The organism is Erwinia sp. CGal63 (genome assembly GCF_037026505.1).
Taxonomy (GTDB): Bacteria; Pseudomonadota; Gammaproteobacteria; order Enterobacterales; family Enterobacteriaceae; genus Erwinia.
On record NZ_JAKUMN010000006.1, the window covers coordinates 129,400 to 146,773 of the forward strand.

The 17,374-nt window shown below is 58.0% G+C and carries 15 protein-coding genes; 3 read left to right on the plus strand and 12 right to left on the minus strand.

What is annotated here, in order from left to right:
• Positions 1-31: 31 nt before the first annotated feature.
• From MKZ79_RS17510 to pqqU, 10 genes are all read right to left on the minus strand, one after another.
• The gene (locus tag MKZ79_RS17510) at positions 32-1,138 is read right to left on the minus strand and encodes an ABC transporter substrate-binding protein (RefSeq protein WP_336144005.1); all 1,107 of its coding nucleotides are present in this window, start codon (positions 1,136-1,138) and stop codon (positions 32-34) included.
• A gap of 73 nt (positions 1,139-1,211) precedes the next feature.
• On the minus strand, positions 1,212-1,601 hold the full coding sequence (arnF, locus tag MKZ79_RS17515; protein WP_336143917.1) for a 4-amino-4-deoxy-L-arabinose-phosphoundecaprenol flippase subunit ArnF: 390 nt from the start codon (positions 1,599-1,601) through the stop codon (positions 1,212-1,214).
• On the minus strand, positions 1,601-1,933 hold the full coding sequence (gene arnE, locus MKZ79_RS17520) for a 4-amino-4-deoxy-L-arabinose-phosphoundecaprenol flippase subunit ArnE (protein ID WP_336143920.1): 333 nt from the start codon (positions 1,931-1,933) through the stop codon (positions 1,601-1,603). Before arnE ends, arnF begins: the two co-directional genes overlap by 1 nt.
• Positions 1,930-3,591, minus strand: a complete 1,662-nt coding sequence (arnT, locus tag MKZ79_RS17525; protein WP_336143921.1) for a lipid IV(A) 4-amino-4-deoxy-L-arabinosyltransferase — start codon at positions 3,589-3,591, stop codon at positions 1,930-1,932. Before arnT ends, arnE begins: the two co-directional genes overlap by 4 nt.
• A 4-nt stretch (positions 3,592-3,595) precedes the next feature.
• Entirely contained in the window at positions 3,596-4,489 is an 894-nt protein-coding gene (gene arnD, locus MKZ79_RS17530) for a 4-deoxy-4-formamido-L-arabinose-phosphoundecaprenol deformylase (protein WP_336143922.1), read from the minus strand.
• A complete protein-coding gene (gene arnA, locus MKZ79_RS17535) occupies positions 4,486-6,468 on the minus strand; it encodes a bifunctional UDP-4-amino-4-deoxy-L-arabinose formyltransferase/UDP-glucuronic acid oxidase ArnA (RefSeq protein WP_336143923.1) in 1,983 nt (660 codons plus the stop codon). Before arnA ends, arnD begins: the two co-directional genes overlap by 4 nt.
• The gene (arnC, locus tag MKZ79_RS17540; protein ID WP_442897170.1) at positions 6,465-7,445 is read right to left on the minus strand and encodes an undecaprenyl-phosphate 4-deoxy-4-formamido-L-arabinose transferase; all 981 of its coding nucleotides are present in this window, start codon (positions 7,443-7,445) and stop codon (positions 6,465-6,467) included. Before arnC ends, arnA begins: the two co-directional genes overlap by 4 nt.
• The gene (arnB, locus tag MKZ79_RS17545; protein WP_336143924.1) at positions 7,438-8,586 is read right to left on the minus strand and encodes a UDP-4-amino-4-deoxy-L-arabinose aminotransferase; all 1,149 of its coding nucleotides are present in this window, start codon (positions 8,584-8,586) and stop codon (positions 7,438-7,440) included. The genes arnC and arnB overlap by 8 nt, the downstream gene beginning before the upstream one ends.
• A 507-nt stretch (positions 8,587-9,093) precedes the next feature.
• Positions 9,094-11,484: a glucose/quinate/shikimate family membrane-bound PQQ-dependent dehydrogenase gene (locus tag MKZ79_RS17550; RefSeq protein ID WP_336143925.1), complete on the minus strand. Its 2,391-nt coding sequence runs from the start codon at positions 11,482-11,484 to the stop codon at positions 9,094-9,096.
• A gap of 142 nt (positions 11,485-11,626) precedes the next feature.
• Complete coding sequence (gene pqqU, locus MKZ79_RS17555; protein ID WP_442897174.1) at positions 11,627-13,744, minus strand: TonB-dependent receptor PqqU; 2,118 nt, start codon at positions 13,742-13,744, stop codon at positions 11,627-11,629.
• 451 nt (positions 13,745-14,195) lie between these two features.
• Between pqqU and MKZ79_RS17560 the strand changes: the two genes are divergently transcribed.
• From MKZ79_RS17560 to MKZ79_RS17570, 3 genes are all read left to right on the plus strand, one after another.
• Positions 14,196-14,573 (plus strand): hypothetical protein, encoded by a 378-nt coding sequence (locus tag MKZ79_RS17560; RefSeq protein WP_336143926.1) that lies wholly within the window; start codon positions 14,196-14,198, stop codon positions 14,571-14,573.
• Between the two features lie 31 nt (positions 14,574-14,604).
• Positions 14,605-15,741 (plus strand): iron-containing alcohol dehydrogenase, encoded by a 1,137-nt coding sequence (locus tag MKZ79_RS17565; RefSeq protein ID WP_336143927.1) that lies wholly within the window; start codon positions 14,605-14,607, stop codon positions 15,739-15,741.
• Positions 15,742-15,940: 199 nt separating this feature from the next.
• Entirely contained in the window at positions 15,941-16,333 is a 393-nt protein-coding gene (locus MKZ79_RS17570; protein WP_336143928.1) for an RcnB family protein, read from the plus strand.
• A 116-nt stretch (positions 16,334-16,449) separates the two neighbouring features.
• Here the strand turns inward: MKZ79_RS17570 and MKZ79_RS17575 are convergent, their stop codons facing one another.
• On the minus strand, positions 16,450-16,659 hold the full coding sequence (locus MKZ79_RS17575; protein ID WP_336143929.1) for a hemolysin XhlA: 210 nt from the start codon (positions 16,657-16,659) through the stop codon (positions 16,450-16,452).
• Positions 16,660-16,851: 192 nt separating this feature from the next.
• Positions 16,852-17,304 (minus strand): RcnB family protein, encoded by a 453-nt coding sequence (locus MKZ79_RS17580; protein WP_336143930.1) that lies wholly within the window; start codon positions 17,302-17,304, stop codon positions 16,852-16,854.
• Positions 17,305-17,374 lie beyond the last annotated feature (70 nt).

A 17,374-nucleotide genomic window follows, 5' to 3' on the forward strand; every position in this document is an offset into this window, starting at 1 on the left:
GAAAACGGGCGGCACAGGCCGCCCCGACAAGCTACTGCTGGGTAGCGGAATAGCTGAGGATAACCGGCGCGTCCGGCAATTTAGTAAAACGCGTGACCAGCTGATGAAAATCCGCGGTCGGATCAAGCCCGGCAAACGCCTGGGGATAGAGATCCTTCGCCAGAATTTCCATGCCGATAATATTATAGGGATGGTTATAGAAGTGATGATAAACGCCGTAAACCCTGCCCTGCTGTACCGGCGCGATCTGCTGTAGCCCGTTGCGGTTAATCAGCTTTTGAAAGGTTACATTGACCTCCTGCGGCGCAACGTTATAGCCGAACGGCAGCACGTTGTTATTCGGGCGTTTCGAACCGGACATAATATAAACGTCCGGCTTCATGGCGATAATCTTTTCCAGCGCCACAAAGCCCGATGAGCCGGGCAGCAGCGCCGAACCGATATTTTTACCGCCAACCGCTTCTACCAGGCCGCCCCAGCCGTTATGGCCGTGCGTAAAGCAGCAGCTGTCCGAGTTGCCCGCTATCGGCTCGATAAAGACGGTGGGTTTACGATCGATATGGCCGATCGTCTGCTGCATCGCGGTCAGACGCTGCTGATAAAAGTCCGTATAGGCTTTGGCGCGCGTCTCCTGATTCAGCACCTTGCCCAGCAGCGTAATGCTGTTGGCAGTGTTCTCCACGGGATGCAGCTCATAGTCAATAAAGACCACCGGAATATGCAGGCGCTGCAGCGTAGCCAGCACGCCGGTCTGCTTCAGCGCCGCTTTGGCGCGCAGCTGGGCGATCATCAGATCGGGCTTCTCCGCCACCACGCTCTCCAGGTTGACCTGTCCCTGATCGTTGAAGCCCATATCCAGGATTTTGCTCGCCTGCGGCCAGGTTTTGCTCAGCAGCGCCCAGGTTTGCGGGTCCTGTTTTTTCGGCAGGTTGTTCCACGCAACCACGCGACGGAAGGGATCTTCGCGATCCAGCAGCGCCAGCGCCAGGATATCGCGGCCATCCTGCAGGATAACGTGCTGCGGCTCTTTCTCCAGGGTAATCTGCTGATTATCCATATCGGTAATCTGCAGCGGATAAGTAGTGGCGGCCGCGCCCGCAGAGAGGGTCAAGGAAGCCAGCAACAGCCAGCGGCGAATGGTCACGTTGTTTCTCCATCAAAAAATAAACGAGGCAAACTATACCGCTAACCACGCCGTTTTTCCTGCGTTTTCATTTGCCTGCTTTTGCTCTCTGCGGCCAGCCGATCAGCAGCAGACCGCCGAGGATCAGCAGCACGCCGACCAGCTTGCCCCAGTGAAAAGCTTCGTGGAAACCGGGCAGAAAAAGCGCGCCGCACCAGACCAGCACGTAGCTGACGCTTAGCAGCGGATACACTTTGCTCAGCGCTATTTTTCTTAACGCCAGCAGCCAGCAGAGCATGGAAAGCAGATAGGCCAGCAGCCCGCCAGCGAGGCCCCAGGCACCGGGCGGCAGCGCAAGCAGCGCGGCAAAAAAAGCGGCAGGATCGCTGGCGGGCGGCAGCGTCACCAGCGACCAGCGCATCAGCAGCTGCGCTGCGCTCACCAACAGCACGCTGCATAAAGCCAATAGCAGCCCCATCAGGCGTAGATCCCCATCACAGCTACGCCAGCGACGATCAGCAGCACGCCCAGCCAGTGACGCGGCGGCACCGCTTCCCGCCACAGCCAGCGCGCCGCCAGCGCTACAAAAATAAAGTTCAGGCTCAGCATGGGATAGGCCACGCCAACCGGCACCAGCTGCAGCACCCGCAGCCAGACCAGCATGGCGCAGCCAAGCAGCAGCACGCTTAACCCCAGCCAGAACAGTAGATGCCATTTGCCTTTCAGCAGCCCATGATGGGCCGCCTGCTTCTGGCAGAGCTGGCCGGCGCAGCTCAGCAGGCTGCTGAATACGATCATCAGCGTATTCATGGCGTTTGCGCGTAGTGATAGATCACCAGCCGTCCCCGACGATAGCTGGCGTCGGCTTTCGGCACTTCGGCGTCCGTGTTTTCATTGTCGCGCGACCTCACCAGCATCAGCGTTACGCTGCCCTCACGGCGATGCTGTTGCAGCCAGCCGGCAAAGTCCGCTTCAGCGATAAACTTCCCTTTGGCGTCCGGGTAACTGAGGCCGTACTGCACCTCGCCCGGCTGCTGATAGAGCAGAATATCGCTGCGCCGCAGCTCCCAGGCCAGCCCGGAAGCCAGGCCAGGATTGTTAGCCAGCACGAAACGGCTGGGCGCTATCTGGCTTTTCATCTCGCGGATAAAGGCCTGCGGCTGTTTGGCGTCCCGAATACGATCCGGGATCGCCGCACCGACCAGCAGCGCCAGCGCCAGCGGCGCGAAAGCCGCCCACGGCCAGCGTTGCGACGGCGCGGATAAGGTTACCAGGCCGCAGGCCGCCCAGCTCAGGAAGATGACGGCGGCCAGTCCCACTTTCAGCTGTTCATGCGCGGCGAAATCCGGATGCTTCGCCAGTCCCCAGGGCGCCAGAAAACCCACCACGGCCAGCGTACAGGCCAGGCCGAAAACCAGATTGATCCAGCCGTTGACGCGCAGCGCCCTGCCGTTAATCGCGGCCAGCCGCACCGCTTCGCTGGCCATCAGCGCGGCCAGCGGCGCAAAGCATGGCAGGATATAGGTAGGCAGTTTGCCTTTGGCGATGCTAAAAAACAGCAGCGGCATCACCAGCCAGCTAAGCAGATAAAGCGCGCCGGGCGACTGTCGCCGCTCGCGCCAGCCGCTGCGTAACGCGCCCGGCAGTAAGGCGAGCCACGGCAGGCAGCCGCACAGCAGCACCGGCAGGTAGTACCAGAACGGCGCTTTATGCTGAGCGTTCTCTTCGGCGAAACGCTGAATGTGTTCGACCCAGAAAAAGTAGCGCCAGAAATCCGGCTCGCGCTGTGCGATAGCGATGGCCCAGGGCGCGCTGATAATCGCCGCGCCGACAACCGCCAGCCCGCCAAAGCCAACCAGCTCTTTAAAACGCCGCTGAACAATAGCCCAGGGCAGAATGGCGATAACCGGCACGGCCAGCGCCAGGAAGCCCTTGGTCATAAAGCCCATGCCGCAGGCGAAGCCCAGCAGCAGCCAGGCCGCTATTTTTTTCGCCGTAGTCGACGCTTCCGTCGCCAGCCAGTAAGCGCACATCGCCGCCGTCAGCCACAGCGCGATCATCGGATCGAGCACCGCGTAGCTGCCCACGCCATACACCAGCAGGCTGGTAAGGAAAATAACGCTGGCCAGCAGCGCGGTAGCGCGCTGTCGCCAGATACGCAGCGTCAGCCAGTAAACCAGCAGCGCCGTCAGGGTAATAGAGAAAACCGCTCCGAAGCGCACGGCGAAATTCGTGTGGCCGAAGATCAGCTGGCTGAGATTGTTTATCCAGTAGCCCGCCACCGGTTTTTCAAAATAGCGCAGATCGAAAAAGTGCGGCACCACCCAGTCGCCGTTTGCCACCATTTCCCGGCTGATCTCCGCGTAGCGGCTTTCATCAGGCTGCCATAACGCGCGAAATTCCAGAGGCGCCAGGTAATACAACCCGAAAAGCGCCAGCAAGAGAAAGCCATTTCTCATGAGTTTCATTAGGTTATCCGGCTGATTGTTGGCATCCCAGCCATCCTTCACGACCGGGGAGACTACCCCGAACAATTTTTCCTGTCGGCAGCGAGGAGAGATCTTCCGGCAGCAGTTCGCCCAGCGGACAGAACAGAATGCCCTGCTCCGCCGCCAGCGTCAGCAGCTCATCGAACAGCTCGCGCATGGCGATGCCTTCCACCTCCGCATGGATGGTGTAAACAGGCGTGCCGCTGTCCTGCTTTATCCGCTCGATGATAAAAGCGTTGTAGTCCGCTTTGCTGACCGTCGATCCCACCACTTCATCCCACGTCGGCAGCGTCACCGGGATCTGCACCGTACCCAGCGCGCCGCTGGCCAGGCGAGGCAGAAAAGGCGCCGTGCCGCGACAGTCGCTGTTATAGCGAAAGCCAAAGGGTTCCTTAGCCGCCACAACGCGCTGATCGGCGCGCCAGCCCGCCACGGCGGAACAAGTGACAGGCTGGCGGACGATTTCGCTGAGCGCTTCTTCCCCCAGCCGAATCTGCCGCGTCAGCTCCTCCGGCGGCCAGACGCCCGCCCAGGTTTGCCAGGCGAAGTGATCCCAGGCGTGCAGGCCGATCTCATGACGATCCGCCGCGCGGCGCACGATCTTCGCCAGCCCTTTGCCGATCTTCCTGCCGGGCCACGCCGTGCCGGCCAGCAGAATATCCCAGCCGTAGAGCGAAGCGGCGTTGGAGCGCAGCATCTTCCACAGAAATTTCGGCTTCAGCAGACGCCACAGATGGCGGCCCATATTGTCCGGGCCGACGCTAAAGAAAAAGGTGCCGCACACGCGATGCCGATCGAGCACTTCAAGCAGCCCCGGCACGCCGTCCCGCGTGCCGCGCCACGTATCCACATCAATCCGAAGCCCGACCTTCCTCATTTTTCCCCGTCCACGCCTTCCACGGTGCGCAGGAAAAAGTCCAGCGTGGCGTCGATAGTTTTATCCATCTTCACTTCCGGCGTCCAGTTCAGCAGGCGGCGCGCGTTGCGGATGGATGGCTTGCGATGCTCCACGTCCTGATAGCCTTTACCGTAGTAGCTGCTGCTTTCCACCTCGCGGAAACCGGCGAACGGCGGGAAGCTGTCGCGCAGCGGGTGACGATCGAAGCTGGTCAGCAGCTGCTCGGCCAGCTCCTTGATGCTCGCTTCGTTGTCCGGGTTGCCGATATTAATAATCTGGCCGTCGCAGTTGTTGTTTTTATTCTCAATAATGCGGAACAGCGCCTCGACGCCGTCACTGATATCGGTGAAACAGCGCTTCTGCCTGCCGCCGTCGATCAGCTTGATCGGCGAGCCTTCCACCAGGTTCAGGATCAGCTGGGTGATGGCGCGGGAACTGCCGATACGCGCCGCGTTGAGGTTGTCCAGCCGCGGCCCCATCCAGTTAAACGGCCGGAACAGGGTGAAACGCAGCCCTTCTTTATCGCCATAGGCCCAGATAACGCGATCCAGCAGCTGCTTGGAGACAGAGTAGATCCAGCGCTGCTTGTTGATGGGCCCGACCACCAGGTTGGAGTGATCCTCATCGAAGTTCGCATCGGTACACATGCCGTAAACTTCGGAAGTGGAAGGGAAAATGATGCGCTTTTTATACTTCACGCAGTCGCGGATAATTTTCAGGTTCTCTTCGAAATCCAGCTCGAACACCCGTAGCGGGTTGCGCGTGTATTCAATCGGCGTGGCGATCGCCACCAGCGGCAGGATCACGTCGCATTTTTTGATATGGTACTCAATCCACTCTGAATGGATGCTGATGTCCCCCTCCACAAACTGAAAGCGCGGATGGCCGACAAAACGGCTGATGGCGTCAGAGCCGATATCCAGGCCGAACACGTCAAAGTTATCATCCTGCAGCAGGCGCTCGGTAAGGTGATTGCCGATAAAACCGTTCACGCCAAGGATCAGCACGCGAGTGCGGCGTTTGACGGCGGAGACGGCCTGGCTGCTCAGCAGCGCGCCTTTGACCAGCCCCAGCGTTTGCGCCAGCTGCGAGCCTTGCATCCAGACGCCGTTTTCGCTCTGTCCCGCTAATACCTCCAGCGCATTTTCGCCGCAGGCGACGATCAGCGGCGCGACAGAGAGCACGGTGCCGGCCTTCGCCGCCGGTAAATCGTGACGCACGCGGCTTTTCCAGACGATAAACTTCGCGGAACCCACATAGCCGAACGCGCCCGGCCAGGGATCCGTGACCGCCCGCACCAGGTTGTTAATCTTCTCCGCCGGACTCGTCCAGTCGATGCAACCATCCTCCGGCCTGCGGCGGCCAAAGCAGCTGGCCTGGGATTCATCCTGCGCGCGCTCCGGCGCATCGCCCGCTTTCAGCAGCGGCAGGCAGTTCGCCAGCAGTTTTTCCGCGGTGGTGTTGAGTTTACGATGCAGCGTCAGGGCGTTGTCTTCCGCCTCGATAGCGACCTTTTCCTGAGCGGTAATCGCGCCCGCGTCGGCCCGTTTGATCATCCGATGCAGCGTCACGCCGGTTTCGGTTTCGCCGTTGACCAGCGCCCAGTTCAGCGGCGCGCGGCCGCGATATTTCGGCAGCAGCGAACCGTGCAGATTAAAGGCGCCGACGCTGGCGCAGGCCAGGATGGTGTCGCAAAGCAGATTGCGATAGTAAAAAGAGAAAATTACCTCCGGCGCCATCGCTTTAATCCGATCGACCCACAGCGGATGATTAACCTCTTCCGGCGCGAAAACCGGGATGCCTTGTTCCGCCGCCAGGCGCGCGACCGAACCGAAAAAATGGTTCTCTCCGGCGCTGTCCGCATGGGTAAAGATGGCTTCAATTTCATAACCGGCAGTAATCAGCGCATTGATGCCGATGCAGCCCATATCGTGATAGGCAAACACAACAGTTTTCATTCTTGATCATCCTTAACAGAAGCAGGGAGAGAGGCGTTGACGACACGCTGCACAAAATAGCGGGGACGAGCGCGCACATCGTTATAGATGCGGCCGATGTACTCACCCAGCAGCCCCATACCGACAAACTGCGCGCCGATAAAAATAAAGAGAATGGCGAACAGCATAAAAACGCCGTCAGCCGCCCACTGCGGCCCCAAAAACAAGCGCAGCAGGATCAGCAGCAGCGAAAAGGCGAACCCCATCAGGGCGATCAAACTGCCGACCACGCTGAGCATACGCAGCGGCGTGGTGGTCAGGCAGGTCACCAGGTCATACATCAGGTTAATCAGCCGCATCAGGCTATATTTGGAGTCGCCGTGTTCGCGCTCCGCGTGCAGGACGGGAATCTCAATCGCCCGGCGGGCAAAGGTATTAGCCAGAATCGGGATAAAGGTGCTGCGCTCGTGGCAGTGCAGCATCGCGTCGATGATATGGCGACGATAGGCGCGCAGCATACAGCCGTAGTCGCCCATCGCTTTGCCGGTAGCGCGCTGGATAAGGTGATTGATCAGATGCGAGGCCTTTTTACGAAACCAGCTGTCCTGACGGTTCTGCCTGACGGTGCCGACCACGTCATACCCTTCTTCCGCTTTCGCTACCAGCCGCGGGATCTCTTCCGGCGGATTCTGTAAATCGGCGTCCAGGGTAATAATCAAATCGCCGCTGACGTGGCTGAAGCCCGCCATAATCGCCGAGTGCTGGCCGTAGTTGCGGTTCAGCAAAACGGCGACGACGGGACTTCCCGGCTCTTCCGCCGCTGCGGTCAGCATCTCGGCCGATCTGTCGCTGCTGCCGTCGTCCACCAGCAGGATTTCCCAGGCCATCGGCAACGCTGCGCAGGCCTCGCGCGTGCGACGCAGCAGCTCAGGCAGGCTTTCTTCTTCGTTGTAAACGGGAATGACGACCGAGACTTTTTTGATAGCTTGTTCAGACATGATATTTCTCAGCAATTTCATGCAGCGCGGCGATCACGCGGCTGACATCTTCATCGGTCATACCGGGAAACAGAGGGATTGAACAAATACGATCCGAGTTCCATTCTGTGGCGGGTAACGAGAGCGCCGGAAAGCGTTCGCGGTAGTACTTTTGCGTATGCGCGGCCCTGAAATGCAGACCTGTGCCGATATTGCGCTCCTTGAGCTCCTGCATCAGCGCGTCGCGACTCAGGCCGCAGCTCGCCTCGTCAACCCGGATAATAAACAGGTGCCAGGCGTGCTGGTGATCCCAGCCCGGCTGCGCCAGCGGTAAAAAAGGCGTATCCGCCAGCTCATGCAGATAGCGCCCGGCGATTTCGCTGCGGCGGGCGTTCAGCCGCGTCAGCTTGCCTAACTGCACCAGCGCGATAGCCGCGTTGATATCCGCCAGATTGTATTTGTAGCCGGGCGCGATCACTTCCGCCTGCGGCGCGCGGCCGTGCGTCTGGCGGTCAAAGGCATCCACGCCCAGCCCATGAAACTTCAGGCTGCGGATGCGGTTTGCCAGCGCCTCGTCGTCGGTAACGACCAGGCCGCCTTCGGCGCAGGTCATATTTTTGATGGCGTGAAAAGAGAAGATGGCCGTGCCGCTTGCGCCCACATGACGGCCTTTATACCCGGTACCGGCGGCGTGGGCGGCATCGTCGATAACCGCAATGCCATAGCGTTCGCCCAGCGCGTGGATGGCGTCGATATCCGCCGGCGCGCCGGCATAGTGAACAGGAATAATCGCTTTGGTGCGCGGCGTAATGGCGGCTTCGATTTGCTCAGGCGTCACCATTAGCGTATCGCGATCGACATCGATCATCACCGGTTCCGCGCCCAGCAGCGCAATCATATTCAGGGTGGAAACCCAGGTCAGCGACGGCGTAATCACCTCATCGCCTGCGCCAATCCCCAACGCCATCAGGGTGACATGCATCCCCGCGGTAGCGGAGCTGACCGCAATCGCGTGCTGGTTGCCTGTCAGTTCGCAAAATGCTTTTTCCAACTGCTGATTCTTTGGCCCGGTCGTAATCCAGCCAGAAGTCAGCACCTCGCCAACCGCCGCCAGTTCAGCTTCGCCCAGCGCCGGACGAGAAAAGGGAAGAAACTCGGACATTATTAAATTTCCTTTAACCATTACCTTAAGCCAATTTAGCAGATCGTGCGATATTGAACAGTGGTAAACCCGATAAATTATTAATTTTTAACTATACAGGCCCTCTCTTCGCCCTTCTGCAGTTAGCTTGAGAATTTCACATTAATCACACATTGGATTCACAATAAGCCAGGGCATTCTGCCATGAGCTCAGCCGCGCTGATTCAACCAAAGCTGAACGATAGGCGAGAAACCTTAGGGGAAGATTAAGAAAATGCGAATGCGGTAACAGAATGGATGTTAAAAAAGAGGTCGTTGAGGATAGGTTTAAGCTTTAGCCACAGACGAGATTGTAAGCAATAAAGGTTAACGAAATTTATTACTTTTATTCAGGAACTTAAATTTAAAAAAGCGGTCATTTTTTACCGGTCACGTTGTAAAGACTGGATTGGTCAGCATCGCTTAACATTAAAAAAAAGGATGCCCATAAAGGGCATCCCTGATGCTGTCAGCGTGGTGGTTTACGCCTTATTTTTTGGCATCATTCGGCAGCGCATAGGCAACGATATAGTCGCCCAGCTTGGTACCGAAGGAACCGTGACCGCCAGCCGCGATCAGCACGTACTGCTTGCCGTTCACTTCATAGGTCATTGGGGTTGCCTGGCCGCCAGCTGGCAGACGAGCTTGCCACAGTTTTTCACCGTTAGTAACGTTGAACGCGCGCAGATAGTTATCCGCGGTCGCGCCGATAAACATCACGTTACCCGCCGTAGAGATTGGGCCGCCCAGCATAGGCATACCCATTTTGAACGGCAGCGGCACTGGCGAGCTGTCGCGAACGGTACCGATGCGTTTTTTCCACACGATATCGTTGGTTTTCAGATCAACCGCAGAGATATAACCCCAGGCCGGTTGCTTACAAGGGAAGCCCAGCGGAGACAGGAACGGGTTCAGCGTCACGCCATAAGGCACGCCGTACTGCGGCTGAACGCCGGTTTCGGTGCCGCTGCCGCCTTTATCGTTCTCGCCTGGCCACATTGGGTTGTTTGGCCCACGTGGGATCAGACGGGAAACGAACGGCAGCGCCATTGGGTTAGTAATGGCGATCTGACGATCGGTATTAACAGAGATACCGCCCCACTCGAACATGCCCAGGTTGCCAGGGAACACCAGCGTGCCCTGCTCTGACGGCGGCGTGAACGGGCCTTCATAACGCAGGCTGTGGAACATAACGCGACAGATCAGCTGATCGTAAATAGTCGCGCCCCACATATCCGCGCCGGAGAGCTTGTTCTTCGGACGGTAGGTCAGCTCAGAGAAGTGCTGCGTTGGCGAAACGCGATCGCCTTTCGCCGCGCCCTGAGGAACTGGCGTTTCCGGAGCCGGAACCACTTCTTTACCGCTACGACGATCCAGAACGAAGATATCGCCGGTTTTGGTCGGTACATAGATAACCGGAACGGTGCTGCCGTCTTTCACGGTAATGTCAGCCAGCGTCGGCTGAGCAGGCACGTCCATATCCCACAGGTCGTGATGCACGGTCTGGTAGAACCAGGCCACTTTACCGGTGGTCGCGTTCAGCGCCAGCATACCGGTCGCATAACGCTCCATCTCTGGGGTACGGTTGCCGCCCCAGATATCCGGTGTCGCAACGCCGATCGGCAGGTAGACCAGATCCAGTTTGGCGTCGTAAGAAGCCGGCGCCCAGGAGTTTGGTGAGTTAGCCACATAGTGCTGCTCGCCTTCCGGCACCACGTTCGGATCTTTCGCGCCCGGATCGAATGCCCACAGCAGTTTACCTGTGTTGACATCAAAACCACGCACCACGCCGGATGGCTCTTTGGTGGAGTAGTTATCGGTTACCGCGCCGGCAATCACGATAGTTTTATCGGTGATAATCGGCGGTGAAGTCGGCTCGTAAGCACCCGCACGGGCGTTAGGCATGTTCTGCTGCAGATTCAGCTTGCCGTTGTCGCCAAATTCCGGGCACAGCGCGCCGGTTTCCGCGTCCAGCGCGTACAGGTGACCATCGTTCACCGGCAGGATCACGCGACGTGAGCACAGCGCAGGCTTGCCGCCGGCTACGTCGGCTGCTGCCGGGGTTTCATGATAAGAAACGCCACGGCAGGTTACGTGCTGGAAGGAAGGATCGGTTTTCAGCTGCGGATCGAATTTCCACTTTTCTTTACCGGTAGCCGCGTCCAGCGCAAACAGGATCTGGTGAGGCGTACAGAGGTAGAGGGAATCGCCGATTTTAATTGGCGTGACTTCATCCGTCATTTCGCCTGGATCGGTTGGGCGCTTCATATCGCCGGTGCGGAAGGTCCACGCTTCTTTCAGCTGGCCAACGTTTTTATCGTTGATCTGCGTCAGCGGCGAGTAGCGGGTGCCGGCCTGAGTACGGCCATAGGCAGGCCAGTCGCCAGCCGCGATGCCGTCAGCGGACTTCTCAGCATTCGCCGCCTGCTCCGGGCTGAGGGAACCGTTGATTTCCTGCGGATCGTTGAACACGGCGTAAGCCAGCGCGATCACTGTTACCACCAGCACCGCGCTCAGCGCGCCGCGTGCGGCTTTGCCCTGAGACAGGCCACGGTAAACGAAAGGCAGTACCAGCCACAGGCCGAGGAAGAAGGTGACGTCCAGACGCGGCGTCAGCGCCCAGAAGTCTGAACCCACTTCCCACAACGACCAGATCAGCGTTGCCAGCAGGAATACCGCGTACAGCATCAGCGCTGAAGAACGGCGACGGAACAGCAGCCAGGCGACGACCACTTCCACAACACCAGCGATGATGTAGTAGAAAGAGCCGCCGAGTTTAGCCAGCCAGATACCGCCAATCAGCAGGTATAACCCGCTGAGAGCGGCAAATACAGCCGTAAGTATCACGAGAGTCCGTGATAACGGTGCTTTACTTTGCATAGTATGGACCTTACCAAAATTTAACGTCTGCGATTAAGCCTGAGCCTAATCTCAAAAAACACCCGGTTTTGTACTGCTTATCCATCCCGGTGTTTTGAACCCGCCGCAGAGCAGGTAACCTGCGGCGGATTGTTCTGGATTCTTACATAAAGGTATAAGTGAGCGTGGCGCCAACGCCGTAGTTGCGTCCCGGAGCCGGTTCGTAATAGCGGCCGTTGCCTTCATTAACGATGACCGAGCCGACATACTCTTTGTCGAAAAGATTATCGACGCGGGCGAAAGTATCCAGCGACCACTTGTCCCAGTTAAAGCGGTAGCCGCCGTTCAGCGCGGCGACGGTATAGGATGGCGCTTTGGCGTCGTTTTCGTCGTCGGCCTGGATGCTGCTCATATAGCGCACTTCCGCGCCTGCGTGCCAGCCCTCTTCCGGCATCCAGCCCAAAGAAGCGTAGCCCATATTTCGCGCCACGCCCGGCAGGCGGTTGCCGGATGGCGTACAGCTGCCGCCGTTATCGCAGGTTTCATTGCGGTAGGTCGCGTCCAGCAGCGTCCAGGCCATCTTCAGCTGCCAGTTTTCCGCGAACTGTTGATCGAGCGCCAGCTCCAGTCCGCGACGACGGGTTTTACCGGCGTTTTTGTAGACGGAACGGCCGTTGCTGCTTTGCGCCACCACCAGCTCATTGTCGGTGTTGGTCTGAAACAGCGCGGCGGTAAACAGGCCGTAGCCAACGCGGGTTTTGCTGCCCAGCTCGAAGGTATCGCTGGTGGACGGCTTCAGCCCCAGGTTCAGCCCGGTCTGACTGCCGCTGATCGAACGGTAAGAGAGCTCGTTGATGGTCGGCGTCTCAAAGCCGCGGCCGGCAGAAAAATAGAGATTCGAGGCGTCGGTCAGCGCGTAGTTGAGCGAGCCCATCGGCAGCAGCTTGTGATAGCGCTTGCTGCCGCTGTCATCGCCGTTACCTGGCGTAACATAGTAGTCGGTGGAGTCGAAGCTAACGGTGCTGTAGCGCAATCCGGCGTCCAGCGTCCATTTTGACGTCAGATCCCAGCTGGTTTGCAGATAGGGATCCAGATTCCACATCACGTTCTTTTCGTTACGGCGCTGGCTGCCCTTTTCGCCCAGCAGCGTGGCGCCATTCTCGACGCGGTAGTTCTCGAAACCCTGACGGCGTTCGGTCAGGGTTTCATAATCCAGACCGCCGATCAGGCTGAACGGCACGGAACCGAGCTGGTCTTTATGCTGCCAGCGCGTATCCAGGCCGGAATATTTACGTTCCAGCACGATAACGCCGCCCGGATAGGCCGGGTTTTTCTGCACCGCGACCGGAATCGACTGATACTGCGTAGTGTGACGTTCGCCGTGCCATGCGGTGAAGGTAAGCAGATCTTTCTCGCTCATCTCACGCTGATAGCGCAGGCCAAGCTGAGTTTGATCGAGGCTTTTGCGGGTGTTGTAAGCCTCGCCGCGCGGCGACTGTCGGGGATTAGCTTTCCACTCATCACGGGTCAGGCCGCCCGGATCGTTGGCGTCCACGGAAACGGTGTTGAACATTAGCGTCAGCGTGCTGACATCATCAATGCGCACGCCGAATTTGCCGTTGCCCAGGCTTTTCTGCGTGCCGCTCTGGTCGCGGAAACCGTGCGTAGTGAAGCGCGACCCGGAGATCATATAGTTTACGTCGCCCGCATGCGTGCCGTCACCGGTGGCGCCGCTTGCCTTAACGCTGTTGCGCCAGCTGCCATAGCTGCCGTAATAGGTGCCTGCGGTTAAGGTGGTCGGCTGGCTGCCGCTTTCGCTGTCGATGTTAACCACGCCGCCGGAGGCATTGCCGTAAAGCGCGGAATAAGGGCCGCGCAGCACTTCGACTTTATCGACCGAGTTGATATCGATATTGGAGGTTTGTCCCTGGCCATCCGGCATCGTGGAGGGAATGCCGTCCACATAGACGCGCACGCCGCGTACGCCGTACATGGAGCGGCTACCGAAGCCGCGTACCGAGAGCTGAAGATCCTGTGCGTAGTTCTGGCGATTCTGAACCTGCAGGCCAGGCACGTTGCCCAAAGTTTCAGAAAGATTCACCTGCGGCGTACTTCCGCGCAGCTGCTGGCCACTGACAACGCTGACGGCGGCTGGCGTATCCAGCTCGGAAAGGCCGTCACGCTGCTTAATCACCATTAGGGTGCTTTCCGCGCTATCTTTCTGCGCATCGGCAGACTGAGCATGGCCGGCTACGGGCTGAAACAGCGCCAGCGGCGTCAATAAAAGAGCAGATTTTCTATTCACAGGATTGGTTCGGTTAATCAATTTATTGCCAGAATGCTTGCAGCCTGACGCCCGATAGAACTTCTCCGCCGGCAGCAAAAACTGGCCGGTGCAGAAAAAGTATACAAGCTGTTTTGAAACTTGCTCGCTAATCCCTTGCAAAGTATGGGTAATTGCGTCTTTGGCCGATGCAAACGCCTGTCTGCAGGCCGGGAATAAGATGAAAGTATCAAAAACAGCAGAATTGTAGCACTCAATAAACTCTTTGCGAACCGTTGTTAACGAATTAGCTGAACTGATTCAGCAATAAGCCACAAAATGATAATACTTTTATTACAACCTTGCGCGGCGCGGCTTATCCCCTCTTTTTATCGGGTTTTGCGCTTTTTCATAACGAAACCAAAGTGAAGGCTATACTTAGGCCATTATTCGTTGCCAAGGGATTATCATGCGCTGGCTGGACTCCTGTAAATTTTCCGCTCTTCTTCCCGTGCTCGCTCTGATTTTCGCCGCTCCGCTGCTGACCGCCTGCTCATCCGGCAACGGCGGCATGGTGTGCGAAGGCAAAATCGAAACCCTGAGCGGCCAGGCGTTGGGCAATACCGAAGGGAAAATCATCGACCGCTTTACCTCTTTCCACGTCACCATGGAAAAGCTGAAGCTGGAGAGCGGCGAGCTTTACTCCAGCAATCCGCAACAATATATTCCTTCTGCCGTCACCAAAGAGGGCTGGCTGGCGCAGCGGCTCTCCGATACCCGTTTTAGCGTGATCAATGCTCAGCAGGACAGAATGATTACCTTTAGCTGCCCTGCCCGCGCTATCTAACACTTACTACTTTTCAGCGCCGAGGAACGGAATGATTGTCAGCCAGATAGCTAACCGACAGACTTTTTTTGGCTGTGGCAGCCTGCGCGAGCTGGCGCCGCTGCTTAGCCAACACGCGCAGCCGACGCTGCTGTTTTGTGCGAACTCCTTTTTACAGGGCGAAGCATGGCGAAGCGTGCAGGCCGAAGTGGAACCGCTGCTGGCGGGCATTGAGGTTGTGCGCCATGAAGCCTCGCCAGCGGAAATTGATAGCTGGGTGGCTCGATGGCGCGATCGGGCCGCGCTCGTGGTGGCCATCGGCGGCGGCAGCGTGCTGGACGCCGCGAAAGCTTTCGCCGCCGTCAGCCAGCATCCGCTCCCTACCCTGCGCTACCTGGAAAAGGTCGGCGATACGGCTATCGACGGCAAAACGCTGCCGGTTATCGCCATTCCGACCACTGCGGGAACGGGCAGCGAAGCGACGCAAAACGCGGTGGTGACGGATAAAGCAGACAGAAAAGTTAAAGCTTCGCTGCGCCATCCCGGCTTTGTCCCGCAGGTCGCCATTCTCGATCCTGACCTGCTGCGCGGCGCGTCCGACTCCGTGCTGGCCTGCTGCGCTATCGACGCCTTTACCCATCTTTTTGAGGCTTACCTTTCCGCTAAAGGCAATCTGCTCAGCCGCCAGACGGCGCTCGGCGGCTTACGGGCTTTTATCAGCGCCTGGCCTTATCTGAATCTGCCGGATGAACAGGGCGATTTCGCTCGCGAGCAGATGATGATTGCCTCGTGGCAGGGCGGACTGAGCCTGAGCATGGCCGGTTTGGGCGTTATTCACGGTATCGCCGGCGAGCTGGGCGCCATCAAAGATTATCACCACGGCGAAGTCTGCGGCCGCCTGCTGCTGCCTTTTTTACAGCTGTTAAACGACAGTGAAAATGAGCAGCAGCAAAAGCTGATGGATGAGCTGGCCGTCGCGCTCTTTCCTGGTTTTACCCTGCCGCCGGCGCGGATGCTGGCCTCCTGGCTGCAGGACAAAGCGATAACGCCTTTCTGGCTGGATCCGCCGCCGCTCACCTCTGCCGAAGCCGAGTGGATACTTGCTCGCGCCAACAGTAAAAACTCGCTGGTGACCTACAGTGAGGCGCAGCAGCGCTTTATGCTGGAGCAGGCTTTCCGGATTGAGTAAGCGATTTTAGCGCCTGCTAATGCTTCTGCCGCTCGTTTTTTCCCGACGCGGCAGAAGAGAGTGTCAGCCTTTCATTCGCAAAGCGTAAAAATTACGTTAAACCACCGTTTCTTAAGATTATTGTCATTGTTAAGCGCCTTTCTCCTCCCCAGATTAGTGCCATCGACCTAAAACATCCAAAACCCGCAAGGAAATAAGAATGAAAAAGTCAGGCGTAATCACGCTTTCCGCGCTGCTGTTTGCCGCCACCAGCCTGAGCGCTTTCGCCGAAGGGCCACAGCATGACGAGCGCCCGCCGGTTAAGCATGAGCAGCACGGCAATCCACAGCAGCACGGTAACCCGCCGCAGGAACATCGCGAACCGCAGCACAATGCACGTCCGACGGAGCATCGGCAGGCGCAGCATGCGGATTTTCGCAAAGGCCGTCCGCTGCCGGAGAAATATCGCGGCGAGGGCTATCGGGTGGACGACTGGCGTAAACACGGCCTGAAAGCGCCGCCAGCCGGGCATCGCTGGCAGAATATCAACGGCGACTATGTGTTGATCGCCGTAGCGACCGGCGTAATCACCTCAGTGATTGTGCACCACTAAAAGCGACCGCGTTCCAGGTGAGTCACGCTTAAGGCTGTCCCAACAAGGGCAGCTTTTTTGCGCTTTCGCCAGGCGGTTAGGAAAGAGCAGAATGGAATAAAAACCAGCAGCAGACGTTAAAACAGCAGCCTTGCGACGCCCAGCCCTACGCCCAGCGCGATAAACAACGCGGCGATAAACCATTTGGTTTGGGTATTGATCGAGGTATGCAGCTCTTTTCTGACGCTTTCGATATCTATCTTAGTGGCGTAGTTGGCTTTGATCACGGCGACGTCGATCAACAGCGTCTCGACTTTACCTTCCAGCAGCTTCATTCTCTCCTCCATTTTTCCTTCTCCTTTTTAACTGACCGTGGCCGATCATAGAGGACGGACAAAAAAACGCCAGCCTTTTTCGAGGGGTAAATTGCGATAACGTTCTGAAAAATGAATGATAATGACTGCAACTGCGGGCATACATGAGACGGGATCGGCGGGCAAAAACATGCCGATATCCGAAGATATCGGCAGAGCGGGAAATTAATGGAAAGCGCTGTTCAGCAGAATAGAGGTGATAACGCCTGTCGCGGCGGCAATCAGCACATAGTTACCGTCAATATAGGCCCAGCGTTCGCCGCGTGGCGGCTCATGCAGGCCACGCGCGCGCCAGTCGTCTACGCGATAGTCGTGACCACGGAAACGAGGCGGCAACGGCTGCCCGCGATGGAATTCGTGCCCCTGCCAGGCGAAGCGATCGCGCTCTTCAAAATGATGGTCGGGGCCGTGTCCTTCATGACCACGGAAGTCGCCGTGACCGCGATCCGGGCCGCGATCGGGACCATGGTCAGGGCCGCCACGATCCGGCCCGCCGCGTCCTTCGTGTCCGCCCTGATGGTGCCACTCCTGTCCCGGAGGGCCTTCAGCCTGGGTAACGGTGGAAAAGAGCGTGCCTGAAAACAGGGTCATTAACAGCGCCAGGGTCGTTTTTTTCATGGTTACATCCTCGATTTGCTCACGGCTTCTGTTGCGCCGCTGACCGACACTATCGTCTAACCTGAGCTTC